This window comes from Candidatus Saganbacteria bacterium (genome assembly GCA_016223245.1).
Lineage (GTDB): Bacteria > Margulisbacteria > WOR-1 > XYC2-FULL-46-14 > XYC2-FULL-37-10 > JACRPL01.
In genome coordinates this window covers 1-26,293 of the sequence record JACRPL010000018.1, presented here as the reverse complement: position 1 = coordinate 26,293, position 26,293 = coordinate 1, and the positions used below count along the sequence as shown (strand labels likewise).

Genomic DNA, 26,293 nt, shown 5'->3' with positions numbered 1-26,293 from the left:
AGCATTAATCAGAAACTTCTGCCCGCGCCGCCGCCGCCAGACTTCCCGCCGCCAAAACCGGAAAACCCGCCGCTGGAGCCGAGCGAAGAACTTCTTTCCTTTTTGTTCTTAATTTCTACTAATCCTAAATCATGGCTTTCTTGTATTTTCCATTTAAGATATTTTAAGCCAAACAGAAAACCTGACAGCGCTCCCGCAATTGCGCCAACAATCGCGCCAATTTGCGAAAACAAAAAATTGCCAGCAAAAGAAAAAAGGATCGAACCAATAGCCGCACCAAACATCGCGCCGGGGAAAAAAACTATTAACAGGAGGATAGCAATTGAACCGCCGCCAACTGCAATAGTGAATACCGTCGCAAAAACCGGGTCATCCCACATTAAAAGCTCCTCCCTGTACCGCCGCCGCTGCTGCGCCCGCCGCCAAAACCAGAGAATCCGCCGCCGCTTCCGCCTCCGAAACTTGAAGAACCTCCGCCAAATAAGCGCCCGGATGAGCCAGATAACGATCCGCTGCCCCCCTTGCCGCCCCAACCCATCGCATCGAATAATACCATAATAAGTCCTGCAATAAATCCCAATAATGCGCCAAATGGCCCTTCGATAAAATATCCGACAATAGCCGCAAAGGCGACAATGAATAAATAGACAAATTGTTTTTTAATTATCACGTAGATGAGGAGAGCCAAAGGCAAAATAATTATAACCACAAGCCCTATAATTATCGCCACCCAATCTTCTTTTTCCTCAACGACTTGGGGCTTGTCGTATTTTTCAATGATCCTTTGGGAGAGAGCTTTGGACCCCAAAAGCATTCCTTCGGAAAAATCCCCTTTTTTAAAGCTTAGGACGACGAATTGGTCAAGAATTTCTCCTGCCTTTGCGTCGTTTATAACGCCTTCAAGCCCGTAACCAACCTCGATCTCCACTCTTCTGTCGTCTGAAGCTAAAAGAAAGATAACGCCATTATCCAACCCCTTCTTTCCGACTTTCCATTTCTCGAATAATTTAACAACGTAGCTTTTTGAGTCGAGAGGAGCCGTGGTTTTAACGGTGACAACAGCAAGTTCGGACTTTGTAATAGCTTCCAGACTCACGCAAATTTCATTTATCTGATTTTTTGTCGAAGAATCAAGAACATTCGCAAAGTCGTTCACGTAGCCGACATAATTTGGATATACGGGTTCAGCCGCGTTTGAAAAAGATACTAAAGCGGCAAATAGAAATATGCTAGCTAAAAAAGATCGAGAGCTCATATTTTGCGTTTCCAACTGAATCGGAACCGTGAATTATATTTTTCATTGTGCCGTATTCCGTAAAAATATTCTCTTCTTTTAGATCGCCTCGAATTGTGCCTGACTCGGCCGATCGAGGGTCAGTTGCTCCCATGATAGATCTAAGATGAAGGACCGCGTTCTCGCCTTGGATCTTCATAACATAAGCCGGGCCTGATGTGATGAACTTTAGAAGCCCGTCATAAAAACTTTTGCCGACATGAACGGCATAAAGCGTTTTAGCCTTTTCTAATGAGATATTAACCTGCTTGCCTTCAATTATATGAAGGCCGGAAACTGATATTCTTTTTTCGACTTCTGGAACAAGCCCGCGGGATACTGCGTCAGGCTTTACCATGCAAAAGGTCGTTTCTAGCACGCTTGATCGCCTCTTTCACCTGTTTGGGAGCGGTGCCTCCGTGAACATCTTTGGATTCGGTACTGCTTTCAGCCGATAAATATCTGGTAACATCGTAGCTGAACCTGTCTGAAAATTTCTTAAGCTCCGACAATGAAACATATTCCAGGTCCATATTCGATTCGATGCAATAATTAATGATCTTGCCGACAATATCATGGGCCGCCCTGAACGGGACATCATGTCTTACCAAATAATATACGAGGTCGGTTGCCGTTAAAAACCCTTTTTTAACCGCTTTAACCATAAGCTCTTTATTGATCTTCATAGTCTTTAACATTTCGGTCATGACAGAGAGGCAGGCTTTTATGGTATCAATCGAGTCAAATAAGGCCTCTTTGTCTTCCTGCATGTCCCTGTTGTATGTAAGGGGCAGGCCCTTCATAAGAGTTAAAACGGACATTAAATTGCCATATATTCTTCCGGCCTTGCCTCTCGTTAGTTCCGCCATATCGGGATTTTTCTTTTGAGGCATAAGGGACGATCCCGTTGAATATGCATCCGATAGTTCAATAAAATTAAATTCAAAGCTTGACCAAATTATTATTTCTTCCGACAATCTTGACAGATGCATACTGCAAAGCGATGCAGCCGAAAGAAAATCAATAACGAAATCGCGGTCGGATATCGCATCCATGCTATTATCCGATATTTTTGAAAATCCAAGCTGTTTTGCCAGGAAACTCCTGTCAAGGTCGAAATTAGTTCCCGATAACGCTCCGCTGCCCAGAGGCAGGACATCGCACCTGCGGTGAGCATCGCGGAGACGGTCTTTGTCTCGCCTGAACATTTCAAAATAAGCCAGCATATGATGGGAGAACAGGACCGGTTGGGCTCTTTGCAGATGCGTATATCCCGGCATAATGACAGAGATATTCTCTTCGGCAAGATCCACCAATGCTGCCTGCAAGCGGCTAATTTGCAAGATAGTTTCAGTTATTTCCCATTTAAGATACATGCGAAGGTCTGTTGCGACCTGGTCATTTCGCGAACGCCCGGTATGGAGCTTCTTTCCGACATCACCGATCTTATCGATCAGGAGCATTTCGATATTCATATGGATATCTTCGTTCTCGCGGGTAAGTTTTGCTTTCCCGCTGTTGATGTTGCGCATTATTTCTTCAAGGCCGCGGATTATTTTCTTGCATTCGGCGCCGGTCAATACTTTCGCGCGCTGAAGCGTCTCTGCATACGCGATGCTTTGGACGATATCCTGCTTATAAAGCCTAACATCGTACTGGATAGAAGACGAAAACTGTTCGGCGGCTTTGGCCAGTGGAAGATTGAACCTACCGCCCCATGCTTTCTTTGACGCCATTTATTTACTCCCTGATTTTCCCATCATCGCTTGGATCTTGATCGGCAAGCCAAAAAGATTGATAAATCCTTCCGCGTCTTTTTGGTTGTATACATTTTCTTTTTCAAATGAAGCTATCTTTGGATCATATAGAGACTTTTTGGCACGGCGCCCTGTTACCATGCAATTGCCTTTAAATAGCTTAAGACGGACAAGACCGGTGACATTTTTCTGCGTTTCATTAACAAAAGCGTCCAATGCTTTTCTTATCGGCGTATACCATTGTCCGTTATAAATAAGTTCCGCGTATTTGATCGCTATGACTTGCTTCAAATGCGTTGTATCTCGATCCAAGGTTATCGATTCGAGAGCTTGATGGGCGGCGAAGAGTATCGTGCCACCCGGTGTTTCATAAACTCCGCGGGATTTCATGCCAACCAATCGGTTCTCAACAATATCCGTGCGGCCCACCCCATGCTTGCCGCCCAAAATATTCAATGATTGAATGAGCTTTACAAGCGGCATCTTTTTGCCGTTCAAAGAAACCGGCTCGCCTTTAATGAACTCAATTTCTACATATTCCGGCTTATTTGGCGCTTTTGATGGGTCAACGGATAATAAAAACATATCTTCTTTCGGTTCATAGAATGGATCTTCGAGCGCTCCGCCTTCATAGCTTATGTGCCAAAGGTTGCGGTCGGATGAATATGGTTTTTTCTTCGTCACAGGGATCGGGATTCCATGAAGCCTTGCGTAATCGATCGCTTCTTCGCGGCCTTTTATTTCCCATTCTCTCCAAGGGGCTATTATCTTGATATTTGGGTTAAGGGCTTTAAAAGCCAGCTCGAAACGGACCTGATCGTTTCCTTTTCCTGTCGCTCCGTGAGCCACTGCATCGGCTTTTTCTTTATACGCGATCTCGATCTGGCGTTTTGCGATCAATGGGCGGGCAATTGATGTCCCTAAGAGATATTGTCCTTCATATATAGCGCCGGATTTTAACATTGGGAGTATGAAGTCTTTCGCGAATTTATCTTTTAGGTCTTCGATATAGACTTTTGAAGCTCCTGTTTTGATCGCTTTTTCTTTTAAGCCTTTGAGCTCCGATTCCTGGCCGACATCGGCGGCGTAAGCTATTACTTCGCAGTTATAATGTTCTTTGATCCAAGGGATCATGACGGATGTATCCAATCCGCCAGAGTAAGCAAGGACAACTTTTTTTACTTCAGACATTTTCCCCTCCCAACAATTTAACGAGTATTGCCTTTTGGGCATGAAGCCTATTCTCGGCCTGATCAAATACTACAGAATTCTTGGAATCAATAACTCCTGCCGTCACTTCATCTCCGCGATGAGCCGGTAGGCAGTGCATAAAGATATAGTCGGGTTTCGCAACTTTGACAAGCTGTTCGTTCACTTGGAATTTATTAAAAGCCTTGACCCTTGCCCCTTTTTCCTTTTCCTGCCCCATCGATGCCCAAACATCGGTGTAAATGACATCGGCATTTGACGCGGCGATGACTGGATCGTTCACGATATCAAGTTCAACACTATTAGCTTTGGCGTCTGCAAAAGCGAGTTTTGCTATTTCTGCGTTTGGCTCAAATCCTTTAGGTGTCGCGACTGTCATATTAACACCAACTTTAGCGGCCACTTGCATAAGAGAATGACAAACATTATTGCCATCACCTATATAAGCAATTTTCAATCCTTTACCCCGAGCGAAGTCGAGGGTTTTTTTCTCCCTGATAGTCATGATATCGGCTAAGGCCTGGCATGGATGCAAAAGGTCGGATAAACCATTGATAATTGGCACATCGGCCGCGGCTGCGAGTTCTATTACCTTGGAATGTTCAAATGTTCTAATTAAGATGCCGTCGGCGAAACGCGAAAGGGTCTTTGCGACGTCGGATATCGATTCGCGGATCCCAAGCCCAATTGCTTCCTGGTCAAGATTTATCGCAAGCCCTCCTAACTGCCACATGCCTATTTCAAATGACACTCTCGTACGGGTCGATGGTTTTTCGAAGATCATTGCGAGGGACTTTGCCCAGAGATATTCGTGTTTAACTTTTTGTTTTTGCTTGTCTTTGAGGTCGGATGCAAGCGCCAGAATTTCATTGATTTCTGATGTTTTAAGATCGTGGATAGATATGAAGTCCTTCATAACTGTATATCAAATATACCATATATGTAGGGGTAAAACAATTATAAACAGCTAATTGGTAATTGGGATTTGGTCATTAAATAATAAAGGCCGGGGAGCCTGTTTTACCTCGAATGATCACCCTTAACACATGGGCGAATAATAGGCGATTGCCAATATTCTATATACAACTATACTTGCTTTTAGTATTACTTTATGCCATAATCACCGCATATGATAACAAAAAGGAAGTACTGGCTAAAATTGATCAATAAAAGCTGGCGGGAAAAAGGCGTCCTTTGGCTGGCTGGCGTCAGGCGGATTGGAAAGACCTTTCTTTGCCAATCAATTCCCGACATTGAATATTTCGACTGTGAGCTTCCCAGAATTAGAAGACAGATGGCCGAGCCGCAAGACTTCTTAAACAGCGTCAGGGGGAGGATCGTCCTGGATGAAATTCACCGACTGGACAATCCTTCGGAATTATTAAAAATTGCCGCTGACCATTATCCGGATACAAAGATCATTGCGACAGGATCATCCACGCTTGGAGCTTCCAAAAAGTTTAAGGATACTCTTTCCGGACGCAAGAGAAATCTATGGCTCACTCCTATGGTCAGCGCTGACCTATCAGATTTTAAAAATCCAAATATGAAGCATCGCTTTCTTTTTGGCGGCCTGCCTCCTTTTTTCAATTCGTCAGCCCTGCCGGAAAAGGATTTTCAGGAATGGCTGGACGATTATTGGGCCAAAGATATTCAAGAATTATTCCGTTTGGAACGAAAAGCTTCGTTCCAAAAATTCGTCGAACTAGTGCTTGCCAGAAGCGGGGGCTTATTCGAGGCGACCAGTTATTCAAAACCCTGCGAGGTCAGCCGGACAACCATCGCAAATTATTTGAAGGTGCTCGAAGCAACTTATGTCGCTCATATTGTTAGGCCTTTCAGCCGCCATAAAACAACGGAAATTATTTCCATGCCCAAAGTCTATGCTTTTGACACAGGGTTTATTTGTTATTATAAAGGCTGGTATAGCTTAAGGGATGAAGATTTGGGATTGCTTTGGGAGCATTTTGTCCTAAATGAAATTCAGGGCGTCCTTCAAACCAGAAATATCGGCTATTGGAGGAACAAGCAAGGCAACGAAATTGATTTTATTCTTGCGGAGCGAACTGGTCAGCCGATCGCTATCGAATGCAAATGGTCGGCTCAAAATATCAGCTTAAAAAACATCGCCATTTTTCGCGATCAATATCCGGAAGGGAAAAACTTTGTCATAGCCAGGGACGCTGATCGGCCGCAGGTCAGAACAATTGACGGTTTTTCTGTCAAAGTAACCAATTTAATAGATTTCATCCAAGAATTGTCCCGAACCAAGCTCTCTCCAAATAAGTTTTAGATATCTATTTCTACGATCCTGCATTGCCAAGTTAAATCTGCGGGGCAACAAAAAAGCCAGGGAGCCTGCCTGCCCGTTTACCCGCCTTTGGAGGGCCGAAGCTCTTTCGGTTATTTTGCAAGCTTGCCTGAGATCAGCAGCAAAGCCATCCCTTGAGAGAAATACCTGCTGTCTGCTCCATTAATTTGAGCTCCAGGATGATTCTCTCTTAAAAATCCAATAAATTTAGCCCTGATTTCTTTAGGCATGAGCATTACCAACATTTTTCCATTGATCATCGCGGATTGCCCGATCTCATCTAGCTTTTCTCGTGTTTTCGAAAGAGATTCTTCCGCAGCTTCCAATTTCTGGGTTAGAAATTTAAAGAAGGCTTCTTGAAAATATTTTCCTGAAACGCATTTGCTAATATCTTCCTTCTTAATATGCAATGTATTCGAAAGATAATCGATATATCCTATTTTCTGTAATTGCTCGACAATGCTTGCGTAAACTTGCTTTCTTTTAATCTCTACGGTCTTTTTAAAAGCCGACCTTTGCAATCTTGTCTTTTCAACGAATATTTTCAATTGTTCAGCCGGAATTTCTTTTTTAAGCAAGGCTTTTATTTGCTCTGCGGCAGCGCTTAGCATTTGGCCATTTACAATTATTCCAAATATCTTTAAAGCTGTCCTATTATCAGCCGCAAAAATTTTCTTAATCGCTGCAAGAAGGTTCTTATCATATCCTGCAAAGATATCTTTTGTTTGCGCAATTGCTTTATCAATGTTTACAGCCGCTTCTTCTGTGGATTTTATTGCAGCGGCCTTTGCGGCTTCAATCTTTTTAGTTTCTTTAGCAATAAAAACATCAACAAAGCGGCCATAGTCGGCCGCAAGATGCGCCTGAACATCCGCAGGCATTTTATAATCCACAAATCCTTTAAGCCAAGCATCGTTTATAAAGCGCCTCATCATCGTTTGCTGCCTATTGGCGAATAGCTCACAATAATGAGAATCCTTTTTCAATAAAGTTCTGTATTCGGCAAAAGCTTCACGAATTTTTTTAGCCTCGTCATTACTGCCGCCATTAGAAAAATCAACTTTATGTAGCACATCAACCATTTCTGAAAAATACGGTGACTCTTCAATAAATAGCCGCCCTTGTTTATGAAGCATTACTGCTATTTGGAACCTTAAAAAGTCTTCAGGATAAAATTTGTAATCGATCGCGGGATATTCCGCAGGCATCTCTTCTCTTGGGTGGACAAATGAATGCTTGCCACTATTTGCAAAAGCGAATATATCTCCACTGAATTTTCTTGGGACGCTTGCGGCTTCAGAGGCGTCATTTGTTCCATATGTAAATGCCTTCCAAGCTGCAGACGCAACCAGTCCTCCTTTTAATAATCCGACAAGGCGGCCCAATCCGATCCTTGGAAGAAGATAAGTTCCTACTCGCCCTATATAAATTGCTGTAAGAGAAGGAGATATAAATTTTCCTGCATCGCCTGCAATTGATATTTCTTTGCTGTTTACAGCTTTGTTTAACCATTCAAAATTATCCATGGCTTTTTCAAATCCAGTCGAAGCTAATGTTGCGCCTAAAATTCCTAACCCAGAACTAAGCATTTCTTTTGCTAATGATGGGATCCCCGGCACAAATTTAAGCCCGAATCCGGCTAAGTGCGAAAGGCCCAAGAATCCCCCAAGTCCGACTGCTCCGTTAACCATAACCGCTCCGCATTCGCCTTTCTTAGCACTTGAAACATCCCAAAGGGTTTGGAGCGTCATTGCCACCGCTGTTGCTCTCCCGGCTTTTAGGCCCATGGACATCTGGGCTGCACGGTTTAAAGTTTCAAATTTTGCCCAACCATATCCCCCATGTGCCATCTCTTTAATTATGCTTAAGGCTGGATTTTTTTTGTTCCAGTCCCTATAGATCGCGAATGGAGCCTCAAGGACAAAGCCCATCAATGCCATTTTCCCTATATTGGCTCTCAAAGCTGCGGCCTTTATTTTGATGGTCCCGCCAGGCGCGTTTAAAGAATAAAAATCCATGCGGGCCTTAAACCCTTTGCCAGTCGGGTCCAAATTGAATTTTCCGGCTATTGCTTTTACTTCCGCATCAAACCTATCTCCAGGGATTTTATCAGCTTCCGCCCTAACTTTAGCTGCAACATCATAATAAACATCCTTGACCTCTGCTTCAGAAAGCGTCGCCATATCAAGTTCTTGCGCCCTTTCCGACAGTCTTGCCTGCGCGATGCTTAACGCGACCGTAAACGCTTTTTGGGCCCTGGCTATTGCCATTTGCTTCGCCTTTTCAACGGTTTTTGGCGACATTTTTTCCGAATCGATCTTTGCAAGTTCCCTATTCAATACTTTCAATGATTCAATTTCTGCAATACCCTGAAAATGTTTCGATGCCGAAGAAGAAATCAGCGCCAATTTCGATGAACGGATGACTTTATTGATGAATATTTTTGCATCGCTTTCGCTCAAGCCTTGTTCGACCAAAGATTTTTTAATATTTGATAACGCGGCCTCATATTCTTTTGATCCTGGGACGCTTAGCGCCAATGCATGAATGTCGTCATTGAACAATTCCGCTTTAACCTTTCTTTTCGGCTCGATCTCAACTTCAACGTCCGATTTTAGAAGCTCTGATTCCAATTCCGCCCTTGTTCCTGTTATTTCGATAAGAGGGATATCGACTGACACAACCGGATAACCTCCCTCTAATGCTTCCAATGCCATTTCGAATTTTTTAATCGAATCGATGATCAACGCCCTTACCTCCGCTTTGTTTATATTCCTGTCTGAAGGGACAGTGTTGCCAATTATTTTCCTTAAAGCGACCTTGCCGGAAATGATCTTTTTGTATGTCGCGACGCTTATTTTGATCTTTAACGGTGCAAAGGCGCTATCTCTTGATGTTGTTATTTCTAATACTACTTCACCTTTAACAAAGGATATTCTTCCTTTCCCTCCCGATAATGTTTTGAACAATATCGGTTTTTTTGCAAATATCTTAATTGATTCCGGCAGCCTGCTTAAGACGTCAAATAAATTTACAGCCGCATCAGGGTGGATCATTTCACCTGTTTTGCTTACCATGCCAATCTGGACCAATATTTCGCGAAGAACTGCTTCGGATGCGACCCAAGCCCTGACCAATCCGGCATCGGCCCTGACTTTCAACGTTTCGGCGCTCCTAAAAGTGATCAGCTTATCGCTTGGCGCGGATGCAAGAGCTTGCCTTATAATTTTTGAATCTTTAATTGAAACAATTATTTCTCTTCCTTTCCCGCCTTCAATAACTGTAAATTTAGGTTTAATGCCGTTTTCACCCAATTTATAAACCTTGCGTTCAGGAATTGGCAATGGGTTAGAATTAAGCCTTAAAGGATCGATTACTCCGTCAAGATTCCAACCATTAAACGCCAACAGAGAATATTTTATAACGATAATTGGCCTGCCGTTGCTCCCTGTTTCAACAGTAAAAACGATCTTCTGTTTCGGCCATCTTTCAGCATTTGCGGTTAAGAACGCATCAAGCGCTTTTTCTCCGCCGTTTGCAAACCTTACGCCGCGCCCAAATTCAACTTCGGTTATTCCTAGTTCAGTCAACCTCTTAACAAAACTTTCTTGCCGCCCTTCTTCAACTCCGTCAAACACGCCGTTTTCTAGACCAATAACCCCAATCTTGGCATTGGATAAGGTTTTTGCCATGCTAAATGCTTGTTTTTCAGGAACCGACATCTCGGCAAAAACCCTAGCAACAGCATCTTCCAGCTCACTTGAACCGTCTCCTCTCGGCTTCCGCATTTCAGGTCCATCACTAACAGATTGGGCAGCTATCTTTAATTCCGGCTTACTATCATGTAAAGGCGGCCTAAACTGTGCAGGTTTTACCGCGGGTTGAGCATCAAGGGTCATACTGTCAATGGCCTCGGAAAATTCGGCTCGCCTTACATCCGCTTGGCGGTCTAAAATGATACCAATAATTTTTTGCGCAACATCCATCCCGCCGGCTTTTCGGGCCTGCAATTTTGTATCATAGATTTCCAATTCTTTCACGGTCGCACTAAAAGTTTCTTTGACTAATGTGTAGACCATCCTTCTGAACTGTTCTAAGCGGGAGAGATCGACCCCTTTCCCTGCGCTCACAACGTTCCTGTAAAGCGCTTCATATATTTTCTTTTTTATTGGGTTGCTTGTTTGGCATTGTGTGAACAAATATTCATAAAGCATAACTTTCGCCTGTAAGCTTGCTTCTGGTGTGCTTGCCAATCCCATTAACCCGAATATTTCCCCAAGCCGACCGTTCGGATGGAACTCTGCTATCACTTCATAAAGGGAATCAACAAATCCATTGCTCAAATATTTGTATTGCGACGGTCGCTCGGGGAGCGGATCAACAAAAGCTCCTTGATGCCCTTTTTCGTGGCTTACCGTCCCTTGCTCCAATAGCTTGACGATTTTTGCTTTCACAGGTTCTTTTGCGGCGGTTTCCGCATCTTTAATTTCAGGGAAAAGGTTAAATAACAGCTCCGCATAAGCCGCTGGGACAGGGTTTGCATCTCGGTAACCGGCGCCAAAGTTTGCTTCGGCAAGAGAATCATAAACTGTGGCAATGACTTTTCTTCTTATGATAATTTCATGTTTGGGAACATCGCCATAAGCGGTTCTCTTCTCATGCCCGATAAAGCCAAGCATATCTTCCGCTGTCGCGGCATCTTCGGATGTGAATGTTATTATGCGATAGCCCTTGACTTCTTCGACTGGGATGGTATCGCCGAAAATTATCAGGATGACTTTCCCGCCATTTACTTCAATATGTACTCTTTTTATGGAACCTTTAGCCGCAAGCCATGCATTCAAGGCTTTTATCCCTTCGGCATTAAGCTGATATTTAACTCTTTCGATCTCGATCAATTCATAATCTGGATTTATATTTCCTGAATTTTTCACTATCTTTTTGAACTTAGACTTTAATAGCCCTTCAACATATTTCAAATGTTCCGGTGTTCCTGGCTTGGCCGCGACAGGAGCTTTAATTCTTATTCCAGTAACGCCCAAATAATAAGGGCCTTTGTTAAACGCCCTCGGAGCGTTCATTTTCACCTTCAATTTAAGCTCTCCATTGACCAATTCCCTTTCAAGCTTTGGCATAGCGGTGTCGGGGCCGCCTGCAACTTGTTCGGATATTAAGTTTTCCATGGCATCCGGCAGGGCGCGGGATAATATATCGCTTTTTGAGCCGCGTTCGGCAACAACAAACTCTGCCGGATTTTTCAGTTCGTCCTGGACGGAGATGAGCCATGTTCTCATTTTTGTGACCTTCGGCATTAATTTGGCCGCTATCGCCCTTTTTTGGTTACCTGTTTCAGGTTTATCCCGCCAAGGTTTAAATTTGGCCTTAATCGCTGATTCAACCGCTTCTTTAAGCTGGAATGCAGTTGTAAAATTGCCGTCTATTTTTATTGATAAGCCATACCGTCTCTTCATTATTTTCAAGAATAATAAAACATTCCTCTTTCCCCAATTTGCGGTATCAGATATCCCGCATCTTGCCGTAGCATTTTCTGCCGCTTTGATCATTTGCGGCTCCAACAATTCCGCAAAAGACCTTTTAGAATTTTCGGCAATATCCTTAATATCGGCATCAAGCTTGGTCAATAGCTCTTCAGCTTCGTTTGCTTTCGAACCTTTCCATAAATTTTCACTTAATTTTTCGTCGCTTGCGGCAAAATATGCTTCCATCAAGTTGATCGATTCTTTATTTTGGCTTGAAACAGTCCCATCTTTTATGTAAGCATCTCTTTCTTCTTTAGAAAAGATGTTATGACCAACCATAAATTCCGCAAACCTTATTCTTTGATCTTTAACCTTTTGCGCATCATGGCCTCTTGGGAATACTTCCGCCCTTACCAGAGTTCCTGCCCGTTTAGAAAGAATAGCTTTTTCCATGAATGCCTGCGCTTGCTCATCTTTGAAATTCGGGTCGCCTGTTTGGTAGATGGCTATCATGTCCCCCTCCGCGCGCCCCACCCCGGCTACCGGCCGGCAGATCCTGTTAGCTTCTTGTATAAAATGGCGGTTGGAAGTTTTTATTTCCGTAATTATTGAAACAAGCGGCCCTGTTCCTTTTTCTTGACGAAACCCGTCTTTTAGCCTCGCTAAGACTTCTCGTCCAGGGTCAACCGCCCTGTTCGCTGTATCAGACAATGTGGCTACACCATAATATCCGACCAATGCAACAACCCGTCCCTCGGCTTTAACATCCCGCAGGTCGGTTAACTCTTGTATTAATATCCTATCTTTTCGGGCTCCTTTCGGCCATAATTTTGCTCTTTCCGTATCTTGATTTCGCCTTCCAATTTCTTCTTCAGCTTCTTTCAGTTTTTGCTGCATTTCAAGCATTTTTCTATCTTCGCCCTTGTAATCCCGTATTTCTTGGAGCCTTGCTTCAATGGCAACTTTAAGTTCTTTAATTGTTAAGACTTTGGTCTCTTCGGCTTTTCCTGTTTTTTTATTTATCTTTCCCACTTGGGCGACGTGGGTCAATACTGAGCTTCCTTCCAGAAGCCTTTCAATATTCCAATCAACGACCATCTTCAATTGGACATCCTTTGCGCTTCTGCCGCCTGCTCCTCCGACCATTACTGCAGGGAAATCAACCCTTGTCCTCGGGAAATTCGATTCGATCGGAAGCGAATAATATCCGTCTTGGCCAAAATACTTTGCCATCGGGTAATTTGACCCCGAAAAGAGAACAACGTGTTCGAATTTTTGCAGAAAAACATGCGGCATGATCGAAACGGAGCTTAAGCCAGGATCTGTAACCGTTTTTCCCTCTTTTGCCAATAGAGCTTTGTGGAGCTTTGAATCAAACTGCATTCCCGGATATAAACGACCGTTTGAAGGATCGCGGAAAATATATCCCCCCATAAACATTTCATAATGCTTGTATTTTATATAAAATTTATGGGCAACAAGCGCTATCCGCAAACGCTCATGCAGATTTTTGGGAACAGCCGCAGCCTTTCCCCTAAAGAACCTGCGCCCGATCTCCTCAAATCCTTTTTCGCTTATACCGATCATTGCTTCATCTTTAGCATTTGTTAAATACTGCTCCGCCGCTTTAACGACATTGCCGAAAGGATCGACCCATCCCAATTCTTTAATGATCATATTCGCTTGTTTTACAAGTTCCGCATCTGCCGCTTTTTTATTCGCCCCTGAAGAAACGGTGGCAGGTTCCGTCCTTTTGTCGCCGATCGTAAAATCCGATTCATCCAATAATATTGTTACGGCCCTCTTGTCGGTCGGCAGTATCCCGCGGCCGGCGCTTTCGTTTAAAGAATCAAATAACGCCTGGAACCGGATCTGGTCAAATGCCGTGTAAACGACCGTCCTTCCGGTCGCCGCCATTTTCAAGGCTTTTAATAGGTCGCTTTCATTTTTTGAAGCAACAAATTCCGCTCTAATCCCAAGAAGGGCTAAAATGTCTTTTGTCGACCTGTACCCGTCAGATGCATATGTCTCCGTTGTTGAAGTTGCAATAACCAATTTGTCCCCGCAAAGGGCCCTAAAAAATTCAGGAAGTGTAAGCGTTACCGTTTTCCCTTCCCCCGTCCCAAGGTCGATCGCATTTCTTATCTTATCTCCGCCCTTAATATTCAATGAAGCCAAATACCCCGCTTGAAGCTGTCTCTTGTTAAATGTCCATGCGCCATTTTTTACAATATAGACCGCAGCCGCTGCAAATCGCGCCGCCCTAATGCTTTGGGAATATGTCATCTTGCCGCCTTTGGCCTCTGTATAAAATCGTTCTATCTCGGCGGCAAATTCTTTTCTGGTAAGTTTTTGCAAGCGTACAACTTCTCCATCCCCCAAGCCATCCTTGCCCATGACCGTTTCCGAGAATTTTTCTGCTTCCAAATATACTTTAACTTTATCCTCAAGCGACCGGCAAACGACAAAATCGGCTTTCCCCTGATTCTCTCCAACAATTCTTTCAATTTTATTTCTTCCTGCCTCGGTAAGTTCGATCCTTCTTCTAACGGCCGCCTCTTTTGCTTCTTCAATCGTATAATCAACGCCTTCAACAAGCTCGCCTGCGGCATCAAAAATCATTTGGGCGCTTTTTTCCGCGCCTATAACTTCGGGTTTTTCAATTAAAGTTTTTGCTAATTCAGCTTTTATATCGAGCCATGACCTGTCATCGACCTTTTTTATCCCTTTTTTACTGCAAAACTCAATTAATTTTGAAACTCCTTCTTCTTTAAGCGACCCATCCAACACGCCAGATACTTCAATATTGGCTTCAACTTCAATGCCGGCTTTGTTAAGCTGTTCCCTAACTTCTTCAAATCTCAATAACCCTTTATCCCTCTTCATCTGCGGGTCGTCTATTCCCAAATATCTTGCCCTGGCAGTCAGTTCTTTTGCATGCGCTTCGATCGTCTTTTCGTCATACTCAACATTTCCGGTAAAACACCCGCTGTTTATGTGAAGTTCAATTTCGCTCATTTCAAGCGGGGTCGCCAAACTTGGGCGGACAATTGCATAAGATATCCAATGCTGTGCAGTAAGCGCTTCAGGGCTGTCAACGTGAACCCTTGTTACTTTAAGCAGCTTATCTATCCCCTTTACTTGAACAGCCGGGATTTTGCGAAGCACTCCGTCGATAATCCATTGGTTACCAGAAGAAAAATCCCCTACCACTGGGATCCGGCGCGCATTTATCCCATCGCCTTCAACCCTAACAATAAGTTCCCTACTATTAGATAACTGGGCGAATAGGTTTCCTAGTGCATTTTCGCTTTGGTTCCTCGCCCTCAATTCCCCTTCCCGTCCAGCTTCAGTCTTGCCGCCAGCCCTATAAGCGCTTCGTTTCCTCCATTTGTCCGCGACCCAAACAACAGCTTTTCCTTCCCAATAAGTTGCGCGGGTTTTTTCAAAAGAATACTCAAATAATTTATTTAAAGCTTTTTGTATCCCAGCAGCCGTCCTGCTTTCGTTTGCATTTTCAGCGCTTATTTTTAACAGTACTCCCATTGGGTCCAGCGACATATGCGCAAGTGTTGCAATTTTCCCTGCCACCGTCCCTGTCCCCAGCTTTTCCATAACCCATCTGAACGGGGAAGTTTTGCTGAATTCACTGCAAATAGAACCGAGCAGTCCCTTGTCCGGAAGATCGGCAAGAATATTGTCGGCTCTTTCCCCGGCTTTCAATCCCATAATAAGTTTTTTCAGCGCCGGATGCTTATTGAAATAATCATAAAAAGCTTCCATTTTTTCATCGGAAACAAGACCGCCAAAATCTCGGCCAAGCGCATTTCCTTTGCCCAAGCCGTGGATCTTGTCCATCCTCATCAGCCAATCTTTTACGGCAAATATTGATTTCCAAAGGTACCTATCTATCGTGAACGTGCGGCCGATGCCGCTGTCAACAAATCCGTTCTTCCCAGGCATTAAAAGGAAGAAGTTGCATATATTCATCTTTATGTAAGCTCTATACCAATGCCCTTCTCGAAGGTCGTCCCAAACACCGAGCATGTTATAAAATGCCGGAGCCCATGATCTGAATATCAAGAGCGTTACGACCAAATTCAATCCTTTATCTGTTATAACATCTCTGATGAGTTCGATTTTCCTGGTCTTTATGTGGCCTTTTTCATCAACTTTTGGCAGCCCGGTTTTGGGGTCAATATCGATTATTTCATCGCCTCTTATCCATCTGACGCCGGAATGCACCAAATTATATGGAAGAATTATTCCAAAATATGCACCCATAAACGCGCCGAATGTTCCGAAAGTTCCAACTAATTCGGACACCGGGGTCAATCCTATATAATCCGCCCAGCCTAACGCTCCTTCTTTAAAAAATACTCCGTCCGGTCCCTGCGCCTTATCGCTTCCTTTTCTAAAAACTTCTTCCCAGAAATCTTTGGTCAAGACCTGAAGCCCCAAAGCTGTTAGGATGTTCTCTTTTTTTTTGTCCAATTTCGTGTCCTTATCAACCGCGCCATCGGCAACTGTTAGCCCTTCTTTTCCAAGTTGTTTTTTCCCAAGCATAATATTTATAAGAAAAACAGCGTCAAGCAGGAGCTTATATCTTTGGTCGTCTCTCAAATTATTACTGTCAGGAGACAGCGTTTCGCTTCCCCCCATTTTTTGGGCAAGAATTTTTAGTTCCGCAATTGTTGCGCTGTAATCGGTTGTGCCGGAAATAGTGCATACCTCTTCAAATACTTTTGCAAATGCTAGGGCAAACCGTTTGTCAACTTCATTAGGTTTAAGCCCGATGTTGTGGAGCAGAAGGTCGTTTCGTTCGTCGATGTTTTGCGTCAGCATAATCGCAAGGCTTTTAAGGTCGGCCCCGATGTTAAAAGGCGGCGTTTCATCATGCAACATGGCATTAAAAGCAATTTTAAGCGCCCGCGTAACAGGATTTGCCGCTTCAACGCTCCCATCATCTCCCTGCGGAAGCAAAGTGATAAGCAAAGCCATCGCCTGTTTTGCGTCCGCTATGGTTGGATTATCTTCGCTTATAGGGGTTAATCCGCTCCATCCTTTTTCCATCAATTCGGGATCATTTTTAGCGGCAAGGATTGCTCTTTTTAACATCGCCAGAGTTATCTGTTGACCTCCAAATGGAGATTTAAAGCCTTTAGCTTCAAAAAATCTCCTATTTGCGACATCCAATATGATGTTTAACCCTTTTTCCACGGCAGATTCTTTCGCATATTTGGAGCAAAACCAATCAAAAAAATTACTGTCGATACGGGACAAACCTGAAATAAAAGAATTCAACCGCGATTCAAGGAATTCTTTTCTTTCCAATAGTTCCTTTGCCCTTTTGAATTGCTCCATCATCGTCCAACTTTGATATTTATCTTTGTTTGTCTTTATCTCCACTAATTCGGCTTCGATATCCTTTAATTCTTTAACCATTCCTTTCCAGACAACATCAAGGCCCATTTCCCTCAAATATCTGATCTTTATCTTTACAAGCTTCCATTCTTCAACGCCGCCAACACCCAAAGCCCCTTTATTTGGGTCGATCCTTCCGTGGAGGATCTGTCCGGCTGAAGCGGCTATTCTACTAGGAATATCAGAAATTCTGCTTTTCCATCCTGAATCCGGCCCTTGAACGACTTTAACTCCCGCCCCAAACGAAACTGCCCCCATTGCATTTACCGAGAGCCTTCTTATTGCTTTAATTCCATCCATATAAGCTTTGTCAGCGGACCTTGTTGATGAAAAATCCATTTTTGGGTCTAAATATTTGACGTCAGGATTAGCTTTCATCCATTCGATCAATCCGGAGACCGCCTCATAATCGCCGGTTTTCCCGACCACATCGGCATAATGGGAATTCTTAATATGCAAAAGGAGCATGTGAAGTTTTGAGTCGGATGCTTTGATCTCACTTATGAATTTGTATAAAAGCTTGATCTCTTCAGAATTTAATTCAATGCGATCATCGATATTCCATTGCTTGGTGGGATCAAGCTTTGATTGCACGATCAGTTTTCTTAAGGCGAGCGCCAGTTCTTCGTCTTTTATTTTGTCAAGATTGCTTCGCAGTGTCTCTCTTTCGTCATTATCCAACAATATGTGGATATAAGGCCTTAGGGCTTTATCTTTTTCATAAGGGTTCAATAGGTTCCGGATAACTATTAGGTCATCAATCGTCAAAACATCGGATACGAAATCGGTTCCATATCCTCCTTCCGGTATCCCTTGAGCCTGCCGCACCCTAAGCATTAGGCGGGCAAAAGGCTTGTGTCTTGCAAGATCAGCCGAATCTAAGGGGCTATAACTGCGGGTGCTTGTATTTAGAGCTGCCATCCCTTTTGGCGCTTCTTTTGGATTATATCTGCTATATGCCTTATCTAATACTTCCAAGAACTTTTTATCTATGCAGACAAAAGAAAGTTCTTGCGCAGCTCTTATCCTGTCAGCCTCGTTTGGGATCAGCCGCTGCGCCGATTGGCTTTCAAACATATTCCTTCCTATATCTGCGAGTTCGTTTAATCTTTTTGGATCCCTGCTAATTTCTTTGGCTTTATTTTTTACGGCGTTCGGCGCATCGGGTTTCCTTCCAGTGATCTTTTCGATATTTTGGGAATAAAAGAGGACGATTGCTTTCGCTAATTGCGCGCGGCTTCCTCTTGTTGTCAAAGCTATTTCGGGGTTTAACAAGCTCAAATATGGCTGACCTTCAGTCCTAACTATGCTAAGTTTGCGGGCAATATCTAAAAGAAGGTCCGGGTCGGCATCCTCAAGAAGATTATCGCCTTTAATGCCATTAATGGTATGTGAAACAACGTTCATTTTAGGGTCAATATGCCGGGCATCACGCTCGAACAAGACCCCGACAACCACTTTGCTCGACCGCATTCTTTTATAAATCTCTTCTAATTTATCCAAGTTTTCCAGCGAGAGTCTCGCGTCAATTTTTTCCTTGTCACCCTTATTGAAAGCTGTGGCATTAAATTGCCCCATTGCCTGCATCGTCGCGTAGCAGTATCGCCCGCGCTCAACCCCAGATACGGCCACAAAATAGAAATTACTCCCTTCATAATCAATACTAGAAATCCCCGCCATATCGCTTTTTTCTTTTAAGTATCCTAGCTCCCTTAGCATGGTTTGAGCTCTTGTTTCCCGCTCATTCAATTTCCTGTGGAGAGTGTCTTTTGCCCAATCGCTCCCGTCTGATATCTCTTCGGCAACAATTTCTACTTGCCCCAATCCGGCAATTTCTATCGTATCGCCGAAAATTTTTATGCCAAGGTCAGGTTCGCTCGTGGCCGCATCCCTATCGTGGTCCGTCTTTGTTTTTCCGGCTTTCATCTCCAGATCAGCTTTGATCTTTGAAGCTTCTGCGAATAATCTGATCAATCTTTTTTTTGCTATCTCTACTTCTCCTCTCTTGGCGTTAAGGACTATTTTTAAATGCTTGAATTTTGGAAGCGCGAATTCATAAGATGGAAGGCCTTTATCCGGCAAAGCCTTTGTCCTGGCTTCTCTCAACACTTTTATTATCCTCGCAAGGGTTTTAGGAGGGTCCAAAAGCTCTTGAAGCTCTTTAATAGCTTTCGTTAATATTTCGGATGTTCGTTTGCTGGATAAATGCTTTTTTGCGCAATCGGCTCTGATCGCTTCTGCATATTCACTAATGTTCGCCTTAATATATTCTGCCGCTTTCTCGACTCCATCCTGTTCCTTGATAAGTGCTGTTTCCCTGTTAATTTTTAACGCCAAATAGTTCTTGGCGCCCAAAGCGGATATGATTGCCGCTTTATTAATTTTCAAATAATCAATAACAGCTTTGCCGGCTTCAACGTTTGCGCGTTTTCTCTTTTCTTTCGGTTCCATATCATCAGGCAATTTACTGCTTGCCTTTTTATTTATGTCTGATTCGATCGTTCCTAATATCGCCTCATACATTACAAGAAACATATCTTTGCGGTCATCGTCTTTCAAATCGCTGTTCCTCTTTACATGGGCAATAAGTTCTTCCAGTTTTTTTATTTTCCCGGGCGATTCGGCCTCCTCATCGGACGAATATTTTTGCATATATATTTGGACGAAATACTTTGCGATCAGTTTTTTCTTTTCCCATAATTTTTTGTCTTGAAATACCAACTTGATAAAATTATTGATTTCTTCGGGTTCTCGATCTTCTTCCAAGAATTTCTGTATTTTTGCCTGCCAAAGAATAACCTGTTTATTGAGCCCAAGCCCTTCGATGTCCTCTTCAGAAATCGCTTCGGGATTGTCAAACAACCTTTGATTTATCTCTCTGCCTCTGAAAAATCCTTTTAACCCTTTAGAATCGATGATTGCCACAAGTGTTCGCCCATTCTCTTTTCCGGAAAGAAAATCCTTTGCTAACTCTTCTGGAAGTTCAAAGGCAAGGCGCGTCAGGTAAACATTATAAGTTTCATCGTTCAATTTCCCTTTTTTGCCTTCAATTTTTATTGGGTAAGAAATGCCTAATTCTTCATGTATTTTTTTGATCTTGGGAATTAAGGCGGCCGCCCCTCTCCCTTTTTCAAGCGCAGATGCCGTCATCAATGCTTCATTTATCTTATCTTGCTTGATCCCCAGAGAAAACATTATGTTTCTCAACGTTGATGATTTATTTATCCTTGCAAGAAGAGGTTCGGACCCTCCGTCTTTTTTAGTTATTTGTTTCTTTAAATAAGGCCAGAATCTGCTTCCCAAAACCTCTTGGGCCTTCCCTATCGCCTCCAACTTTATCTTCCCTAAGCTTGCTTGGGCGCAAAGTTGGCCGGCCACCTGAAAGGCTGTATTGAATTGTTTAAAATCTTTTTTGGCGGTTGCAACAAGCTGCAAAGCTAGTTCTTTCGGATCGCTCCCCGTCAGCCCCAATAAAACTTTTACGACAGCTTGTCCTTCCAATGGGACAACCCTAAGCTCCTGCCCTTTTATTTCAACGACCACGATCTTTTTGGTTTTCTCGTCATAAATAACGGCGATTTTTATTTTCCCCTGCGTTACGGCCTCGAACTGGCTCATTGCGCTTGAAATGCCGGGGGCCCATTCTGTTATGTAGCCTTGCAATTCTTCTCTTTTTTCCGCTTCCATTTTTTTACTAAACAAGCCAAGGAGCTTTATTATCGCTTTTGAGGAAAGACCGGGAGTTGCTGTCTTTGTAGCGGAATTAAATTTTGCAATTGCTGCTTTTAGTGAAGCTAATACTTTTAAATCTTCTCCTTTTAATTCAACAGGATACCCTGCAGAAATAAGAAGATTCGAATAAAACCTAATTATCTCATAATTATCAGCATCTCCTATCCCGTTTGGAGGCTCAAACCCCTTTTCTTCTGCTTGGGATTTTATCTTTCCCAAAAGTCCTTTCTCAAATTTAAATTTTATTAATGCTTCTTTTATCATGGCGGCATTATCGTTGACATCTGCCTCTCCGGTTACAACTTGGCTTTGTGCCGACGCAATAGTTGAGGTATCGCCATAAAAGTTCAATTGGTAGTCTCGAGCCAAAAGAAGGAGAAGGGTGCCTGTTAAATACCCTCCCCCGTCTTTTAGCTCAAAACCTTCAGCTATTTTCTTTGCTGTATATGCCTTTATCGCCAAAAGGAGGCTCCCGCTCAATTCCTTGTCTTTTCCGTCAAGCTTAACTTGATATCCAAGTGATATCAGAATTTTGGCATATGATAAATATATTAAATATTCTTCCGGCCCAGAGAACGATTCTTTGATCTCAACTTTAAACCCTGATCTTGAATGCTCAAGCAGTTTGGCTATAAGAGCTTCCTTTTCTTCTTTGCCAAGCTCATGTTTTGATGTTATTTCTTTAATAGTGGCGTCAAAATCTTCAGGTTTCAAAATAACTACGGATGGAGGGGGTGCAGGAAGGTCTGCCCTTTTTGGTGGAGGGGTAATACTTATGGATATTTGTACTCTTGGTACTCCGGATTCTGCCACTTTATTCTCCTCTGCCATCAATAAAAAAGGCCGCCTGTTACGCGGCCTAATATGCTTACCACAACCTTTACTTTGATAACAGGCAATCCAAAATAAGGGTCAGTCTACATTATATATATCGGGTTTACAAGCTAATATCTTGCATTGATTTTTGCGCTTATTACTAGATAAAACGGGAATATCTTTTAGCTGTTAGGGACCCAAGATGCGAGTATGGCTGAGACTCCCTTCTTCGTCATGTATGCTTTTATCGCAATTATTGCCTTTTTCTTGTCTTCAGAACTTAATGAAGATAGCGCAGAAATTATTTGCCTCTTAAATTTCCCTTTTTTCGAACTGTTGCCTTCATATTCTTTAATTTCTGCAGCAGCTCTATCAATTATTGTTTTACTTCTGGCTATCGCCAGGTTCATTGCTTGCTGCTTATTTTCTACTTTGAGGCCTTCCTTTGCCGCTGTTTTAGGAGTTCCTTTCCCGCCCTTTATTTTTGGAGCGGCTTTCTTTTCTTTTTTCCCTTTATCGAGAAGTTGTACCAATAATTCCGCATCTTTTTTTGCCGTTTTTACTTCATCCTTGGTTATAGTCTTTTGGATTGGGCCTTTTGGCGCTTCAGCTTCAGCATCTTTCGCCGGCACTTTACCACGCTTACCCTTCTTTGCGGGTTTCGCTTTCTTTACGTCACTTGGGACTTTTTGGTCGGTTTCTATTGTTATTTCTTCTTTCCCAACCTCAAATGTATCAATTGCTAAAGCCAGAAGCATTATGGCCTTACTAAGCTTTTCTCGAGAAACAGCTTCCCCATCTTTGGGCTCTTTGAGCCTTGTCGCGGATACATACAGATCTAATATAAGTTTCTTTTTGTTGTCTTTTGACGCAAGGTGAGATAATTCTTTTAATTTTTGCTTTATTTCTTCGACCGTTTTTGTGTCTACCGCTTCGCTTTCAATAAGGCTCAAGAGAATTTGTTTTGCGCTGTCAAATATTATTTGTTTTTTTGATCCGATATCCGCCAATTTTGAAGCATCTGTGCCGGCCGCAGTCTCTTTTTTGCCATACGCTTCGATCAGTGATTTGCCAAGTTCAGCTATTTTTTGTCCTATTTCTTTTTGTTTTATCCACAGTGGCGCTTTTATTGCATCTGCCGCGGATTTTAGTGCGATTTGTATGTCCTGATATTGGCCGGATAAAGCAATCAACATAAACTTGCCTAATTCAGTGTTATCTTTATTTGTCTCCCATTTTGCTTGTGTTTTTACCAATAATTTAGCTTGAATAGCGCTTTTTTCTCCTTGGTTTATGTTTTGCACTAAACCATACAGCAGTTGCATATATTGGCTTGCAGTTTCTCTGTCGTTTTCATCAGCGGCCGAAGCAACAAATTGCAAACATTCATCAAACAAATCGCTAAGCGCAGATTGAGCGGCTCCTCTTTTATCAGGATCTTTTAATGTTAAGCTTTTTGCTTCCCCTGTATCGGTGTCTTTTACAATATTAAAATATTCATCCTTAAATTTAGTAAATTGATGTTTTATTTTTGCTACCCCCGCCGCGCTAGCCCCATCCGCCGTCTTCTCTTCGGCCTTCACAGGATCTTTTGTCCCGCCCGTAAACCAAGCCAAGAAATTCTGGGCGCCTTCTTTGTTGATCTTTGGTATGCCGCTAGCCGGCGAGAACACTTTTTCAGGCGAATCGATCTGCCCCAAAAAGCTCAAAGTCACAAACAGCTTGCCTAGCTGTTCTTTGGTTATTTCGTCAGTATCCTGAAGCGTTCGCCCTATGACTTTAGTAAGCACGGCATCGACTACCGCTTTTAGCTTATCGCTTGCATGAAGTTTCAGGTTTTGGTATGAGATCGTATTGCCGGTAGTTATATACTTGTCGGAGAACATCTTGACCGCTTGCGCTTCATCTACAAGCTTCATCTTTTCGGCAGATACATACCGGCTTATGGCCAATTTAACCGCATCTTCGTCGCCAACCGCGATCTTGCCTATGACATCTTTTAGGAATTTCTGGATGTCTTCTTTTGTGACGAGTTCATCACCGGAAGCTCCTCCGGTCGCGGTATTCACGGAGCCTGCTGCTCCGCCGACAGAAATGAAATTAAAAGCGACTCGGGTGATAGTTACGCCGTATTTTTTGGCCAGTGCCTGGACTTCGTCCCATTTTAGACCGTCCGCAACAGTGACATTAATTCCGTCTTTTTCAAATTGTTTGTCAAGATCGGCATCGTTTATTTGGCCGTCTTTGTTGACATCATCGTTTACAATTTTAATACCTAAAAGCTTGAGCGCGTCTCTCCATGTGTTTGCTTCGGGTGCAGTATATGGTTTGGCTGGAATATCAGCAGCCGGCTTAGGAGCTGCAGGTTTTGTAGTTGTATCTGCAGAGGCAGGCCCCGGTGCAATAACCGGCGGTCTTACTGTTGGAGTCCCTGTTTTTTCTACTCCTGGCGCATCTGCCATTTTCTTCTCCCTTACAAAAATTTACACCCGTCCGCTGACAGGTTTCTCTCTCGTTTAATATATCGTTACAACTTCAATGGAACTTGCATGCAAAAAATAAAATATCTCGAATATTCGAATGGGACTTGCGTCTCGAATTCTTCGAATATTTCGGAATGTCTCAAATTGCTCAAATATTAGAGTAATTCGTGATAACTCCGGAAATTCGATCAATTAGCGACGCCGCTCCCATTCGAGCCCGTTATATGGTATTATTTGCCCATGAATCCAGCTGAAGCAGAAAAAAAACAAAAAGAGATCCTTCGAGGTTTCACTAATTCCAAAAGGCTAAAGCTAGGGTTTGCGCTAACAGAGCTTACAACAAAACTGCACCTAACCCACCTAAAAAACGAAAAGAACAAACACTCTTCCATTAGGACATAATAATGAACATCGGCCTTCAGGAACTCCTAAAAGAGGTAACGTCAAAGCTTGACGACTTGGAAATCCCATATGCAATTACCGGTGCATTAGGATCTAGCTTCTACGGACAACCGCGATCAACGCATGATTTTGACATCGTCATCAACCTTATTGCCGGCAAAGGACAAGTTAAAAAGATATATGACAATTTCATTAAGGACTATTATGTGAGCGAAGAAGCCATAGTAGAATCCCTCGCACACAAAACAATGTTTAATCTCATTAACCATGATACGGGGATAAAGATTGATTGCTGGATATTAAAAGAGGATGCTTTCAGCCGAGAATCATTCAAGAGAAGAAGAAAAGAAGAATTTGACGGAAAATCTTTCTATTTTCTCTCACCAGAGGACTTGGTGCTCAACAAATTGATCTGGTACAAAGCTTCGGAATCCCTAAAACAATTATCCGACATTCGCGGAATATTGGAAATACAGAAAGGCAAGCTGGATATTGATTATATAAAAAAATGGGCTATCAAATTAAAGATTTTCGATATTTTCTCCTCACTGTAGATGATTATAGCGACGCCGCTCCCATTCGCGATTACCATGATATAATTCCCATGTGAAGAAAGACACCCTTTACAAACTCGTCGTCTTCGTCCCCCCAACCCACGTCGAGCAAGTTAGAGTTGCAGTATGCTTTGCGGGCGCGGGCAAGATCGGCAAGAATTACGACAACTGTGCCTTCATGTCTCCAGGGATAGGCACTTTTAGGCCGCTAAAGGGTGCTAAGCCATTCATCGGCAAGGTCGGGCAAATCGAAAGAGTCGGAGAAGCGAGGCTAGAAACCATAGTCCCCAAAAAAGACCTCAAGAAAGCGATCGCCGCTATGAAGAAAGCCCATCCTTATGAAGAACCGGCGTTTGATGTGTATCAGTTAGTCGATTAGTTTAGTAGCAAACTTTGGCATGATAATTGCTTATTTGATTATATGGACAATTCTTTAGATCCCAATTCCCCAGATCCCGGATCCCAACAATGTACGCCTTCGGCGGATAATAAATATGAGACTAGTTAGGAACCGCGACGCTTGTCCCGATTCCCACATCGGGATTTAGTCGCTGGTTTCCGAGTTGCTAACTGGTCTCTAGTTATTTCTTTTTCGCACTGGGCACATCAACCTTAATTTTTTCTGTTCCCAAGTCGCCCGAATCATCTATTTCCTTTTGAACAACCACAATTCTTTCTTTTAAAGCCTTGATTTCATCGATAAACTTATGGCCGTTCCTTTGGGCCGCTTCTGTATAAGATGAAAGAGCCGATCTTAAATGCCCGATCTCAACAAATTTATCCCTATCTTTTTTCGATCTTTCGGCTTCGGCGAGCTTTTCGTGGCACTTTGCCAAATAAAAAGATTTATAA

At 43.0% G+C, this 26,293-nt stretch carries 13 protein-coding genes; 4 read left to right on the top strand and 9 right to left on the bottom strand.

Annotated elements, in window-relative coordinates; translation table 11 throughout:
• Window positions 1-8: 8 nt before the first annotated feature.
• From HZC34_07005 to argF, 6 genes are read right to left on the bottom strand one after another with little or no spacing between them, the layout of a single operon-like run.
• Window positions 9-380, bottom strand: a complete 372-nt coding sequence (locus tag HZC34_07005) for a hypothetical protein (protein ID MBI5701567.1) — start codon at window positions 378-380, stop codon at window positions 9-11.
• Window positions 380-1,255 (bottom strand): TPM domain-containing protein, encoded by an 876-nt coding sequence (locus tag HZC34_07000; protein ID MBI5701566.1) that lies wholly within the window; start codon window positions 1,253-1,255, stop codon window positions 380-382. Before HZC34_07000 ends, HZC34_07005 begins: the two co-directional genes overlap by 1 nt.
• The gene (locus tag HZC34_06995; GenBank protein MBI5701565.1) at window positions 1,230-1,631 is read right to left on the bottom strand and encodes a nucleoside-diphosphate kinase; all 402 of its coding nucleotides are present in this window, start codon (window positions 1,629-1,631) and stop codon (window positions 1,230-1,232) included. Before HZC34_06995 ends, HZC34_07000 begins: the two co-directional genes overlap by 26 nt.
• Window positions 1,618-3,009, bottom strand: a complete 1,392-nt coding sequence (gene argH, locus HZC34_06990) for an argininosuccinate lyase (protein ID MBI5701564.1) — start codon at window positions 3,007-3,009, stop codon at window positions 1,618-1,620. Before argH ends, HZC34_06995 begins: the two co-directional genes overlap by 14 nt.
• Window positions 3,010-4,221: an argininosuccinate synthase gene (locus HZC34_06985; protein MBI5701563.1), complete on the bottom strand. Its 1,212-nt coding sequence runs from the start codon at window positions 4,219-4,221 to the stop codon at window positions 3,010-3,012.
• On the bottom strand, window positions 4,214-5,155 hold the full coding sequence (argF, locus tag HZC34_06980; protein MBI5701562.1) for an ornithine carbamoyltransferase: 942 nt from the start codon (window positions 5,153-5,155) through the stop codon (window positions 4,214-4,216). Before argF ends, HZC34_06985 begins: the two co-directional genes overlap by 8 nt.
• Window positions 5,156-5,368: 213 nt before the next feature.
• Here argF and HZC34_06975 point away from each other — a divergent pair, with 213 nt between their 5' ends.
• Window positions 5,369-6,532, top strand: a complete 1,164-nt coding sequence (locus HZC34_06975) for an ATP-binding protein (protein MBI5701561.1) — start codon at window positions 5,369-5,371, stop codon at window positions 6,530-6,532.
• A gap of 110 nt (window positions 6,533-6,642) precedes the next feature.
• On the opposite strand, the gene HZC34_06970 is transcribed toward HZC34_06975, so the two are convergent.
• Window positions 6,643-21,999 (bottom strand): hypothetical protein, encoded by a 15,357-nt coding sequence (locus HZC34_06970; GenBank protein MBI5701560.1) that lies wholly within the window; start codon window positions 21,997-21,999, stop codon window positions 6,643-6,645.
• A gap of 185 nt (window positions 22,000-22,184) precedes the next feature.
• Window positions 22,185-24,464: a hypothetical protein gene (locus HZC34_06965; GenBank protein ID MBI5701559.1), complete on the bottom strand. Its 2,280-nt coding sequence runs from the start codon at window positions 24,462-24,464 to the stop codon at window positions 22,185-22,187.
• A gap of 261 nt (window positions 24,465-24,725) precedes the next feature.
• Here HZC34_06965 and HZC34_06960 point away from each other — a divergent pair, with 261 nt between their 5' ends.
• The 3 genes from HZC34_06960 to HZC34_06950 are packed head-to-tail and all read left to right on the top strand — an operon-like array spanning window position 24,726 to window position 25,820.
• The gene (locus tag HZC34_06960; GenBank protein ID MBI5701558.1) at window positions 24,726-24,887 is read left to right on the top strand and encodes a hypothetical protein; all 162 of its coding nucleotides are present in this window, start codon (window positions 24,726-24,728) and stop codon (window positions 24,885-24,887) included.
• Between the two features lie 2 nt (window positions 24,888-24,889).
• Window positions 24,890-25,441 carry a hypothetical protein gene (locus tag HZC34_06955; protein ID MBI5701557.1) on the top strand — a complete coding sequence of 184 codons (552 nt, stop codon included), beginning with the start codon at window positions 24,890-24,892 and terminating at the stop codon, window positions 25,439-25,441.
• Between the two features lie 52 nt (window positions 25,442-25,493).
• Window positions 25,494-25,820, top strand: coding sequence for a hypothetical protein (locus HZC34_06950; GenBank protein MBI5701556.1), 327 nt, complete (start codon window positions 25,494-25,496; stop codon window positions 25,818-25,820).
• Between the two features lie 202 nt (window positions 25,821-26,022).
• Here the strand turns inward: HZC34_06950 and HZC34_06945 are convergent, their stop codons facing one another.
• On the bottom strand, window positions 26,023-26,277 hold the full coding sequence (locus HZC34_06945) for a hypothetical protein (GenBank protein ID MBI5701555.1): 255 nt from the start codon (window positions 26,275-26,277) through the stop codon (window positions 26,023-26,025).
• Between the last annotated feature and the right edge of the window lie 16 nt (window positions 26,278-26,293).

Bases quoted from the DNA above. Each gene is read 5' to 3' on its own strand.
- HZC34_07005 (MBI5701567.1), bottom strand. From the start codon at position 380: ATGTGGGATGACCCGGTTTTTGCGACGGTATTCACTATTGCAGTTGGC.
- HZC34_07000 (MBI5701566.1), bottom strand. From the start codon at position 1,255: ATGAGCTCTCGATCTTTTTTAGCTAGCATATTTCTATTTGCCGCTTTA.
- HZC34_06995 (MBI5701565.1), bottom strand. From the start codon at position 1,631: ATGGTAAAGCCTGACGCAGTATCCCGCGGGCTTGTTCCAGAAGTCGAA.
- argH (MBI5701564.1), bottom strand. From the start codon at position 3,009: ATGGCGTCAAAGAAAGCATGGGGCGGTAGGTTCAATCTTCCACTGGCC.
- HZC34_06985 (MBI5701563.1), bottom strand. From the start codon at position 4,221: ATGTCTGAAGTAAAAAAAGTTGTCCTTGCTTACTCTGGCGGATTGGAT.
- argF (MBI5701562.1), bottom strand. From the start codon at position 5,155: ATGAAGGACTTCATATCTATCCACGATCTTAAAACATCAGAAATCAAT.
- HZC34_06975 (MBI5701561.1), top strand. From the start codon at position 5,369: ATGATAACAAAAAGGAAGTACTGGCTAAAATTGATCAATAAAAGCTGG.
- HZC34_06965 (MBI5701559.1), bottom strand. From the start codon at position 24,464: ATGGCAGATGCGCCAGGAGTAGAAAAAACAGGGACTCCAACAGTAAGA.
- HZC34_06960 (MBI5701558.1), top strand. From the start codon at position 24,726: ATGAATCCAGCTGAAGCAGAAAAAAAACAAAAAGAGATCCTTCGAGGT.
- HZC34_06955 (MBI5701557.1), top strand. From the start codon at position 24,890: ATGAACATCGGCCTTCAGGAACTCCTAAAAGAGGTAACGTCAAAGCTT.